Annotated in this window: 12 protein-coding genes; 6 read left to right on the top strand and 6 right to left on the bottom strand. The window is 58.3% G+C overall.

The window, feature by feature from the left end:
* Positions 1 to 144 precede the first annotated feature (144 nt).
* The 4 genes from ACFE0K_RS04430 (at position 145) to ACFE0K_RS04445 (ending at position 3,436) form a co-directional block, all read left to right on the top strand.
* Positions 145 to 606, top strand: coding sequence for a MaoC family dehydratase (locus ACFE0K_RS04430; protein ID WP_434534911.1), 462 nt, complete (start codon positions 145 to 147; stop codon positions 604 to 606).
* Between the two features lie 289 nt (positions 607 to 895).
* Positions 896 to 1,849: a hypothetical protein gene (locus ACFE0K_RS04435; RefSeq protein ID WP_434534912.1), complete on the top strand. Its 954-nt coding sequence runs from the start codon at positions 896 to 898 to the stop codon at positions 1,847 to 1,849.
* Positions 1,842 to 2,930, top strand: coding sequence for a GGDEF domain-containing response regulator (locus ACFE0K_RS04440; RefSeq protein ID WP_434534913.1), 1,089 nt, complete (start codon positions 1,842 to 1,844; stop codon positions 2,928 to 2,930). The genes ACFE0K_RS04435 and ACFE0K_RS04440 overlap by 8 nt, the downstream gene beginning before the upstream one ends.
* Positions 2,927 to 3,436 carry a DUF2505 domain-containing protein gene (locus tag ACFE0K_RS04445; RefSeq protein ID WP_434534914.1) on the top strand — a complete coding sequence of 170 codons (510 nt, stop codon included), beginning with the start codon at positions 2,927 to 2,929 and terminating at the stop codon, positions 3,434 to 3,436. The genes ACFE0K_RS04440 and ACFE0K_RS04445 overlap by 4 nt, the downstream gene beginning before the upstream one ends.
* A gap of 169 nt (positions 3,437 to 3,605) precedes the next feature.
* Here ACFE0K_RS04445 and ACFE0K_RS04450 read toward each other — a convergent pair whose 3' ends face one another.
* On the bottom strand, positions 3,606 to 4,406 hold the full coding sequence (locus ACFE0K_RS04450; RefSeq protein ID WP_434534915.1) for an SDR family NAD(P)-dependent oxidoreductase: 801 nt from the start codon (positions 4,404 to 4,406) through the stop codon (positions 3,606 to 3,608).
* 101 nt (positions 4,407 to 4,507) lie between these two features.
* Here ACFE0K_RS04450 and ACFE0K_RS04455 point away from each other — a divergent pair, with 101 nt between their 5' ends.
* Positions 4,508 to 4,717 (top strand): hypothetical protein, encoded by a 210-nt coding sequence (locus tag ACFE0K_RS04455; RefSeq protein ID WP_434534916.1) that lies wholly within the window; start codon positions 4,508 to 4,510, stop codon positions 4,715 to 4,717.
* Here ACFE0K_RS04455 and ACFE0K_RS04460 read toward each other — a convergent pair.
* From ACFE0K_RS04460 to ACFE0K_RS04480, 5 genes are all read right to left on the bottom strand, one after another.
* Complete coding sequence (locus tag ACFE0K_RS04460; RefSeq protein ID WP_434534917.1) at positions 4,702 to 6,033, bottom strand: dicarboxylate/amino acid:cation symporter; 1,332 nt, start codon at positions 6,031 to 6,033, stop codon at positions 4,702 to 4,704. The genes ACFE0K_RS04455 and ACFE0K_RS04460 overlap by 16 nt on opposite strands.
* A 101-nt stretch (positions 6,034 to 6,134) precedes the next feature.
* On the bottom strand, positions 6,135 to 6,752 hold the full coding sequence (locus ACFE0K_RS04465) for a hypothetical protein (protein ID WP_434534918.1): 618 nt from the start codon (positions 6,750 to 6,752) through the stop codon (positions 6,135 to 6,137).
* The gene (locus ACFE0K_RS04470; protein WP_434534919.1) at positions 6,749 to 8,044 is read right to left on the bottom strand and encodes an ammonium transporter; all 1,296 of its coding nucleotides are present in this window, start codon (positions 8,042 to 8,044) and stop codon (positions 6,749 to 6,751) included. Before ACFE0K_RS04470 ends, ACFE0K_RS04465 begins: the two co-directional genes overlap by 4 nt.
* A 173-nt stretch (positions 8,045 to 8,217) precedes the next feature.
* Entirely contained in the window at positions 8,218 to 8,697 is a 480-nt protein-coding gene (locus ACFE0K_RS04475) for an EVE domain-containing protein (protein WP_434534920.1), read from the bottom strand.
* Positions 8,694 to 9,074, bottom strand: coding sequence for a DUF7793 family protein (locus tag ACFE0K_RS04480; RefSeq protein ID WP_434534921.1), 381 nt, complete (start codon positions 9,072 to 9,074; stop codon positions 8,694 to 8,696). The genes ACFE0K_RS04475 and ACFE0K_RS04480 overlap by 4 nt, the downstream gene beginning before the upstream one ends.
* Positions 9,075 to 9,359: 285 nt before the next feature.
* On the opposite strand from ACFE0K_RS04480, the gene prmB reads away from it, so the two are divergent.
* Positions 9,360 to 10,010: 50S ribosomal protein L3 N(5)-glutamine methyltransferase (gene prmB / locus ACFE0K_RS04485; protein ID WP_434534922.1), on the top strand; the 651-nt coding region annotated here is incomplete at its 3' end.

A 10,010-nucleotide genomic window follows, 5' to 3' on the forward strand; every position in this document is an offset into this window, starting at 1 on the left:
GCAATCAATACCTTTCACGAAGACATCAACGGCTTACTGACCAAAAGCACCAGAACTGTCCGGGCTACAGCCTGAATGGGTCATGTAGTGCCTTGCCCTGGCTCGCTAAGCTTCAGGAAAAATGTATTCAAGGAGCGCGTTACGATGAAAGTGGTTGAGGTAGCCTCGCTGACCGATTACGTGGGCACGGAACTGGGAGCGTCCGACTGGTTCCAGATAGATCAGGACAGGATTGACGCCTTTGCTGACGCGACCCTGGACCATCAGTTCATTCATGTGGATCTGGATCAGGCCAGGAACACCCCTTTCGGCACTACCATTGCACACGGTTATCTGACCTTGTCGCTGCTGCCTTATCTGCAAGCTTCCATTGATGGCTTCTTGATGCCCAAAGGCATGAAAATGGCCATGAACTACGGCTTCGACAAACTGCGATTCATGGCGCCGGTAAAACAGGGTAAGCGGGTTCGCGCGTTGGCCACCTTGCTGGATGCCACAGAAAAGCGGGAAGGGCAGTGGTTGTTGAAATTCGCCTTTACGGTGGAAATCGAAGGAGAGGACAAACCGGCACTGGTTGCCGAGTGGTTGCTGATGTACTTCGTCTGAGACAAGCAGCGCCATAGAGAGAATCACAAGGTCTCCTGGTCAGGTCTGTCGTTTTGTGCACGGCAGGCCTGTTTTTTTATCGCACATTCCTTTCGTTAGACGTCGCCGCTGACAGCGTTGAAAGTTCGGGTTCTACACAAAGTTGATCAAATAAGCTACTGATTTGGCTCAGGTTGAGTTGTGGCGCTTACCGTTATTGCTGCTAGCAAAATACCGCAATTCGACGTAGTGTACGGGGGAACTTTCGTATTAGAGCGAATTTGTCGCCACCCCGTATCAGGGCTTCCCAATGTTGCACCGTCCCCGTCAATGGCTTCGCCGTCTGGTAGATAACCGTTCTGCCATCCGTCGTGATCTACGCCTCAGCCTGACCCATGCAGCGGATATTCCCCGCATGGTCCTGCCGCTGGGCCGGGAGCCAGGTATTCGCTCGGAACTGGCCTGGTCATCCTACGCCAGTCGCGGTGAGGCTCTGCTGTCGCTATTGCAGTTGCTGGTGCCCGCCACCCGCGAATCCATCAGTCAGGGTACCTTGGTCTGCCATCCTCCCCGGACCACCCATGAAGCCCGCTCTTCGCGTTGGTTCTTCATCAATGGCATGGGCACGGCGGGTCCGGTGGCGTTACTCAATGCCAGCGAGATTGCGCGGCTCTTTCGCCGTCCGGTACACCTGATCCATACCCCTACCTGGGGACTGATCCGCGATGTGGCCGAGTCGATTACCGCACGCACCCTGCGCAAGGATGGCAAGTTGTCGCGCCCGGCGTTGAATATCCTGGTGGACGCGCTGGAAAATAATGATCAGGTGGTACTGGTCTGCCATTCTCAGGGCACCATTGTGGCCAGCTATATCGTGCGCAAGCTGCTACGTCACCCCAGCGCCCGGCAGCTGGTTAAAAAGCTGGAAATCTATTGTATCGGTGGGGTGGCTGACAGCCTAGAAATCGATCCGCAACTGACGCTTGCGGCCGGTCACCCGGTGCCCTATGTGGAACACTTTGCCAACGGGCGTGATTATCTGGCGCAGATCGGCATTCTTTCCCATCTGGACAGTACCGCCGGCACCGTCTATTGCCTGGCCGACCGCCCCGGGCATCTTCTCAACGAACACTATCTGCCTGCCATCGCGCGCGGGGATTTTTGTCAGCGTAACTCCCGGCTTTACGGGTACGTGCGAGGGCGAGAGCCCGGCCCGAAAGGGGCGCTGTCCGTGGTAAAAAAGGGAATGGACCCACATGGATAACAACAACAAACCGGTACTGCTGTTTGTCGACGACTCGAAGGTGATGCGTCTTGCCGCAGACAAGATGCTGGGTAGGGAATTTCGTGTGGAAGTGGCGGAAAATGGTGTCGAAGCCTGGGAAATGATCTGCCATAACCCGACCATCAGCGTGGTTTTTTCCGACCTGGCCATGCCGGAAATGGACGGCTTTACGTTACTGAAAAAAATCCGCACCAGTGAGGATGACGGCATTGCCGGCCTGCCGGTAATCATTGTCACCGGTGCCGAGAACGACGAGGAAACACGCAGCGAAGCCCTGCGTCTGGGCGGCACTGACTTTATCAGCAAACCGTTCAATTCCACGGATCTGCTGGCCCGCGCTCGTGCCCATGCCCACTACCAGCGTGAGCGCAAGGAACTGGCCCGCCAGGCCATGATTGATCCGCTCACCCGATTGGGTAACCGTCGCTATCTGCAGCATCGCCTGCGCCAGGAGCTGGCCCTGGCCAGTCGCCAGCAGATTCCGCTGTCGGTTGTGCAACTGGAAATTTACCAATTCAATCAACTTTTCGTACAGCTCGGTAAACGCAGAACCGATATGGTGCTGATGAAAATGGCGCAGTTGATGCGGGGAGTGGTACGCAAGGAAGACTCGCTGGCAAGAAGCAGCGTGGCCCAGTTTACTATTCTGCTGCCCAGTGCCGGTGCCAATGGTGCCCAGCGTTTTGTCGAGCGGACGTTGAAGGTCAGCGAAAAACTGGCTTTTCAATTTCGTGGCAGGGCACAGCAATTGCCGCTGTCGGTGGTCATTCATACGCCCACTGCGCATACCGGGCTGATGCCCCGCCAGGTACAAGCGGTATTGGACGAACAGATGAGCAAGGCGCGCCTGGCCGGGCCCGGAGCGGTGGTCAGAGATGGCCCCGATGAGCTTCTGGCCACCGCCCAGGCGGCGCCATCGATAACTATAGAGCAGGCACTCACCCTGTTGCGGGCAGGCAAGCCCCGTGTCGTGGTGAATGCATTGCCGGATTTGAAACGCCAGCTGGCGCCCCTGTTGAAATTGATTGAGCAGACGCCGGCGGGTCAGGAGACAGCATGAAGGTAATGGTTGACCGGGAATTTCCCGTCGGCGTGGACCGGCTTTATGAGATTCTCACCAGCAAGGCCTATTTCGAACAACGGTTCGAATGGGGCAAGGTAAATGACTACCGTTTCCAGGCCTTCCAGGAGACCGGCGAAGGTCTGCTGATACAAATCGTTCAGCCGATACAGATTCGCACCGACAAGGTGCCGTCATTTGCGCGACGTTTGCTGCCCAGTCAGGCTGATCTGCTGACGGAATTCCTCTGGCAAGCCACCGGCCGGGCGGGTTGCTATCAGGCTCGCTATCGCTTTCAGCTTGGTAATGTGCCCTTGAAAATCAGTGGCACCATGCGACTCAGTGCCGACGGTGAGACCCAGTCCATCCAGCAAACCCAGGTGGAAATCACCTCATCGGTTCCGCTGGTGGGCAGGAAACTGGTGGATCTGGTGGCGCCGAAAATCGACGATGCCCTGGCGGGTGACTATCGGCACACGCTCCGGTACGTGGAGCAGTTTGCCTGACGTGGCTGGAATCGTTTTTACCACAGAGGGCACAGAGAACACTGAGTGAAAACCGGGCTATGACTGCGATGTTATCGCGGGCACAGTGAAAAGCGGCGAGGGACGGGCAGGGCTGTTGATCTTTCTCAGTGTCCCCTGTGGCCTCTGTGGTGAAACCAGTCTTTCGCTCTTAACGCCGATACTTTGCCCCTAACTCCCGCAGTGCCCGTTCCCAGCGCTTTCTGAACCAGCGCTTGCGGCGCCATTTCGCCCGGGTATAGCCGGAGGCGATGTGCAGAGCGTTATTACTGTCCAGGGCATTCAGGATTTGCTGGCTGAGCTCCTCTCGGGTGACCGGGCTGCGAGCAATCTTGCGCTGGAAACGGGCGTCGCTAAGCGGGTCGGTGGACCACAGGTTGCTGGCCTGTTCCTGATACAAGGGGATCACTACGGTGGTCACCCTGATGCCACTACTGTGCAATTCACTGTGCAGGCTTTCTCCCAGGGCCACGATGGCGGCGCTGGCAGCACTCTGGGCGCTAGCCAGAGGTCCTGCCAGGATGCCGTATTCCGGCACCACATTGAGAATCCGGCCACCTTCTTCCTGGCGGTGCATGGCGCTGATCGCACTCTGGCAAAGGTTCACCGTATCCATCAGTTGCTCATCCAGCACCCGCTGCCAGTGTGATGTCTGCGTGGCCTCGAAAGGGCCCAGTGTCAGTGGCGCGGGCAGGTTGATCACAGTATCCAGCTGTTGCCAGCGACGTAACACCCGTTCGACACCCCGTTGACGGTCGCGGGCACTGCCGGGAAGACAATCCAGAAAAAGGGCTTCTCGACCATCGCCGTGCAGGTTGGCACAAAGCTGGTTTCCGAGCTGCCCGTCAGCGTCTGCCAGGGCCACCCGAAAACGCTCTGCAGCGTCACTGACCAGGGCCTGACCCAGTTCGGAGCAGGCATTGCTGATAAGCAGGGTAGGCTGATTTTTCAAGGGATCTCCGGAAAATAATCATTGAAAGTGAACACGTGTTGACTTTCTATTCTTGTGAGTTAACATCTGTTCACTAAAACAATTTAAGAGGAGCGTTTCCCATGACTACTATCTCTTGTATCAGTAAAGACATTTTCGCTCTGGTTGTGGCTGTTATGTTCACCGTGCTGATGGTAGCCGGTCTGGCCGATCAGGGGAAAAATCTGTTCCCGGCCATGCTGGCGTTTGCCGCCATGGTGCCGATCGTTGGCAGTGCGGTGGTGGCCATCAAGCGTGACTGGGACAATCGCGACCATCACCTGTCAGTCTGATCTTGTCCGGCGGCGTGGGCGTTAACCGCCTGCGCTGCTCTTTCTGCGTCGGCTACCGGTCTCTGTAGCACCTGTTCTTCCCCTTCGCTGCGAGCCAGCAACACGGTGACCACACTGTCGCCCCATACGTTGACAGCAGTGCGGAACATGTCCAGCAGCCTGTCGGTGACGAGAATCAAACCGATGGCTTCTGCCGGTAAGCCGATGGCGGCAAGTATCACGGTGATCGCCACCAGCGAGGCGGCAGGAATGCTGGCCACGCCAATGGACGTAAGCACTGCGGTTATCACGATCATGAATTGTGTCGCCAGCGACAGGTCCATGCCATAGGCCTGGGCGATAAACATGGCGGCCACGCACTCATAGAGTGCAGTACCGTCCATGTTCACGGTGGCCCCCAGTGGCAGCACGAAGCTGCTGCTTCGCTGTGATACCCCGGCCCGGTTCTGCACGCATTCCATTGTCAGCGGCAGGGTGGCGGCGGAGCTTGCCGAGGAAAAAGCGGTGAGCAGGGCGGGTGTCATTGCCTGGATATGCCGTAGTGGCGAGCGGCGGGCCAGAAAAAACACCAATGCCGGCATGAAAACAAAGGCATGCAGGGTGAGTGCAACGACCACTGAAGCGAAAAACCAGGCCAGCGGCTCGATGGCATCAAGGCCGGTGCGGGTCACCGTGGCGGCAATCAGGGCGAACACCCCCAGCGGTGTGAAACGAATAACCAGCATGGTGATTTTCATCACCACCTGATAAATCCCCTCGATCAGATCACGCAGACTGCGGCCGGCATCATTGCGCTCGGTGCGTAGAAAATAGCCAAACAACAGGGCGAACACGATAAGGCCAAGCATCTGCCCATCGGCAGCGGCAGCAATCAGGTTGGGAGGGAGCATCTGCATGAGGATTTGGGTGAAATCCCCGGCGCCTCGACCTTCGATCCCTGCCAGCACCGCCTCAGTGTCGCTGGCCAGACCAAGCAGGTCCCGGGCCGGTTGACCGTCGATGACCCCGGGGCTGAACAGATTGACAGTCAACAGCCCGATCAGCACCGCGACCACGGTGGTGGTCATGTACAGTGCCACCGTCTTCAGGCCCATGCGCCCCAGATTTTGGCCATCCCCGACGCTGGTCATGCCATTGATGATGGCGGTGACAATCAGGGGCACCACCACCATTTTCAAGCCATTGATGAACAGGCTGCCTACCAGGTCGTAACCGGCCAGTACCGGTACCCCGAAGAGGGTGCTGGTCTCAGCGGTCAGGCTGCCGACAAGAGCGCCGGCCAACATGGCAATAAAGATCTGGTGATGCAGCTTCATGGTCTTCCCTATCGGCTTGTTGTCATGACTCAACGCGCGAACAGGGTTACAAGACTACCTGATCCTCTCTGGTGTCACATGGCTGTAATGGCAGAAAAATGTCACAGCAGTTGGCGTAGGGCAGCCGGATCAGGCGCCATGCGCAGGCTTTTCTGGTAAGCCGCTTTCAGTTGCTGATCCGCTTCCACCGGACCAAGGCGTTCGCAGAGTAGTACATAGGTCCGATTCAGCTGGTCGCGCAGGGCATTCAGGGCCAGCGGTGCCAGGGGCCGTTGCGAGGCTTGCAGCCAGTATTCCATGGTCAGTCGAATTTCCGCGCCGACCTGGTTGCTGCGCAGCTGGGCGGCCAGGTCAAGGCGTAACTGGCTGGCGGCCCGGGCGCCGATGCCTTCCCATAGCGAGCGCATGATCAACTCGAAAGCCTGGCTGCAGGGGTGTTCCTGAGCGTGATTTTCATCGCTTCCGGCCAGCGGGTCGTCGGCCAGCTCCTGCTCCGACAGGGTCATGGCCTGCACCAGGCTCATATGAATCTGGTGCCGGCGCTCACCCAGATCAAATAACTGACACAGCTCACTGACAAAGCCCTGCAGGGAAAAGCGGGGGCGTTCGGCATAGGTGTGTTGCCAGAGGCTGATCGCCTCCAGCAGCAGAGGTTCGTTCATGTAGGGCGTCAGCCCGGTGACGATGGCGCGCCGTCGACGTTGCAGTTCCTGACTCATGGACGAGACTCCGCCGGGCTGGTCAGTTCACTGTTGTAAAGGGTGTTCTGGGGGAACTCCGGGTAGCCACTTTCCGCATGCTCGCTCAGGTCCAGGCCGCGTTGCTCATGCAGGGCTGGTGCCCGCAGGCCGGCAAGCAGGGATACCAGCATGTACATCACCAGGGCGGTGAAAAAAGCCCAGCCAAAAGCCACCACGATGCCCAGCAGCTGTACGGTAATCCGTTCCGGGTTGAACAGGTCTCCATCATAGAACAGGCCAGCGGCCAGGGTGCCCCAGGCACCGGCGAAGGCATGCACCGGCACCGCGCCGACCACATCATCAAGACGCAACGCCAGCAACATTCTCGCCCCGAAGGCCGCCAGCGCGCCGGCGACCAGGCCGGTGAGAACAGCAAAACCAGGAGTCATCACGGCGCAACCGGCGGTGACCGCCACCAGACCGGCCAGGCTGCCGTTGACGGTTTCCGTCAACAGAATGGGCCGGCGGCTGACCAGGCGGTAGATCACGCTGCCCACCGCACCTGCGGCGGCGGCAAGCTGGGTGTTCAGATTCACCTTGGCAATATCTACGCTGGCAGCCAGGGTGGAGCCGCCATTGAAACCAAACCAGCCGAACCAGAGGATAAAGCCGCCCAGGGCCACGTAGGACAGGTTGTGACCGGGGATGTGCCGTGGCTGGCCGCGACTGTCGAAACGACCCAGTCGTGGGCCCACCACCAGCACCCCGGCCAGGGCGCACCAACCGCCGATACTGTGCACTACCGTGGAGCCGGCAAAATCAATAAAGCCCAGTTGCGCCAGCCAGCCTTCACTGTTCCAGGCCCAGTGGCCGTAAAGCGGATAGATCAGCCCGGTAATGACAATGGCCCCACACAGGTAGCCCACGTAACGGGTGCGCTCTGCCATGGCCCCTGAGGCGATCGTGGCAGCGGTGGCAGCAAACATGATCTGGAACAGCAGCATGGCCCAGGTGCTGCCGTCGGCGTGGCTGAGCATGAACTGGTCTTCGCCAAACCAGCCGGTGCTGCTGCTCCCGAACATCAGGCCAAAACCTACGCCCCAGAACACCAGGGTACCAACGCACAAATCCATGTAGTTTTTCATCACCACATTGAGTGCATTCTTGGCGCGACTCAGGCCGCTTTCCAGCAGTGCGAAGCCCGCTTGCATGAAGAACACCAGGGCAGCGGCCACGGCAATCCAGACCGTATCAACGGCGCTGAGGGAATCTGCCCTGGCTAGCCCGGGGAGGAGCAGTAAGGGAAACCAGAGTAAGCGGCGCTGTGGCATGATATGAACCCCATTCGTGAATAGTGATGAAGGGGCAATTGCAACCGCTGTGCCAAGCCGGTCGAGGAGGGTATATCGGGGGATGTCGTGCTTTTTTCGTATCTTCCTGCGCGATTTTGAGGCGCGGTATTGCGGTGGTGCAGCACTGTGCACCGCACTGGTTCGCTTGCCGGTCAGGCGCTGGCGTTTTCCGGCATGCAGAGTTGCTGAATCCTCTGGAACTGGCGTTCGGTGACTTTCTGTACCGATAGTCGCGGACGAACAACCAGTTCCATATCTGCAAACTCCGCGTACTGGCGGAGGGTTGCCAGTGACAGGGGCTGCGGATAGGTGCACAGATAACGGATATCCACCTGATACCAGCGCGGTTGTTCGCGGGTGCTGCGGTTGTCGAAGCTTGCCGAGTTGGCGTCAAACTGACTTGGGTCCGGATAGGGGGCGCTGACCACGCGTGCCTCGCCGACAATGGCGGGTTGCGCGCAGCTGGAATGGTAGATCAACACGAAATCGCCTTCTTGCATTTCGTCGCGCAGGCGATTGCGAGCCTGGTAATTGCGCACGCCGTCCCAGCCGCTGGTGCCGTTGGGGCTGGCCTGCAGGTCATCAATGGAAAAGGTGTCAGGCTCGGTTTTCAATAACCAAATCGCGTTCACTGTTCCCCCCGGGGGTGTTTTTCCTGAAGGCATGCCTTGGCCTGTTCCAGGCTGCCACACACGTAGACCGGAAATTGCGGCTTGTTCAGGGTCAGCATGATGTTGGCAAAGGTGCGGTTGAGTATGCTTTCCAGCACCAGCACCTTTGCTTCGGTAATCTGCTCGAAGTCTTCGCCACAGGCGTAACGGGCGGCGGTAAAGTCCAGCCCGCAGATGCGCCCCACGTATATGGCAAGTTGTTTGCGCTGGCGATTCATGTTGAACAAAGTCAGTCGCTGCCGATAGATCGACAGTTCCACGCGCATGTCCACCAGGGTCCCGTTTTTCAGATCCACCAGGGTGAAGGGGCCGTCTTGTGACACCGTAACTGCAGTCATGCTTATCCTTTCATCGCACCGGCTTTTGGTGGGTATTGGATTGCGAGCCATCCTGAATGACTGAGCACGCAAGGGTTTAGCCTGCTAGACAACGTATCGGCATTCTATACGCAATTATGTGGTCGCTGAAATGATGGCACTTGATTGGGGCATGCCGATATTGGCGCCAAACGATGTCATTTGCAGGATAACGAGCCACCTGCCTGCAGGACAACAAGTTACCGTCTGGCAGGCTTTCATGGCGGATTCTGTGCTAATCTTCGCCGCCTGCTTGAGGAGGATGCCGTGATTAGCCCGCAACAACAGAAAGAAGCCGTTACCGCCCTGCAGACGGTCAGGGATTGTCTGCGTTTTGGCGAGAGTGCCCTGCGTGCGGGTGAGGTTTTCTTTGGCCACGGCAATGACGATCCCTGGGATGAGGCATTGGCCTTGTTGATGCATACCTTGTCTCTGCCGCTGCACAGCGACCCGCGCATTCTTGATGCCCGCTTGTTGCCTTCTGAAGTCAGTGACTACATGAGCTTGCTGTATCGGCGGGTGAACGACCGGGTGCCGGTGCCTTACCTGACTCATGAAGCCTGGTTCTGCGGGTTGCCCTTTTACGTGGACGAGCGCGTCCTGATCCCCCGCTCGCCGCTGGCGGAGCTGATCGAGCAATCCTTTACTCCCTGGGTCGAACCGGAGCAGGTCCATGCGGTGCTGGATTTGTGTACTGGCAGCGGCTGTATAGCCATCGCTTGTGCCTATGCGTTTGAGCATGCCCGGGTGGACGGCAGTGATATCAGTGAAGACGCCCTGGCCGTCTGTGAAGACAATATTCGCCGGCACGGCCTGGAAGGGCAGGTGAGAGCCCTGCATTCCGATGGCCTGGCCCAGGTGGATGGGCCTTATGACCTGATTGTCTCCAATCCGCCCTACGTGGATGCGCAGGATATG

Origin of the sequence: Alcanivorax sp. (genome assembly GCF_051117345.1) — a bacterium.
Taxonomy (GTDB): domain Bacteria; phylum Pseudomonadota; class Gammaproteobacteria; order Pseudomonadales; family Alcanivoracaceae; genus Alcanivorax.

Coding starts and splice junctions, on each gene's coding strand:
- ACFE0K_RS04470 (WP_434534919.1), bottom strand. CDS start 8,044: ATGCCACAGCGCCGCTTACTCTGGTTTCCCTTACTGCTCCTCCCCGGG.
- ACFE0K_RS04430 (WP_434534911.1), top strand. CDS start 145: ATGAAAGTGGTTGAGGTAGCCTCGCTGACCGATTACGTGGGCACGGAA.
- ACFE0K_RS04460 (WP_434534917.1), bottom strand. CDS start 6,033: ATGAAGCTGCATCACCAGATCTTTATTGCCATGTTGGCCGGCGCTCTT.
- ACFE0K_RS04440 (WP_434534913.1), top strand. CDS start 1,842: ATGGATAACAACAACAAACCGGTACTGCTGTTTGTCGACGACTCGAAG.
- ACFE0K_RS04435 (WP_434534912.1), top strand. CDS start 896: ATGTTGCACCGTCCCCGTCAATGGCTTCGCCGTCTGGTAGATAACCGT.
- ACFE0K_RS04455 (WP_434534916.1), top strand. CDS start 4,508: ATGACTACTATCTCTTGTATCAGTAAAGACATTTTCGCTCTGGTTGTG.
- ACFE0K_RS04445 (WP_434534914.1), top strand. CDS start 2,927: ATGAAGGTAATGGTTGACCGGGAATTTCCCGTCGGCGTGGACCGGCTT.
- ACFE0K_RS04480 (WP_434534921.1), bottom strand. CDS start 9,074: ATGACTGCAGTTACGGTGTCACAAGACGGCCCCTTCACCCTGGTGGAT.
- ACFE0K_RS04465 (WP_434534918.1), bottom strand. CDS start 6,752: ATGAGTCAGGAACTGCAACGTCGACGGCGCGCCATCGTCACCGGGCTG.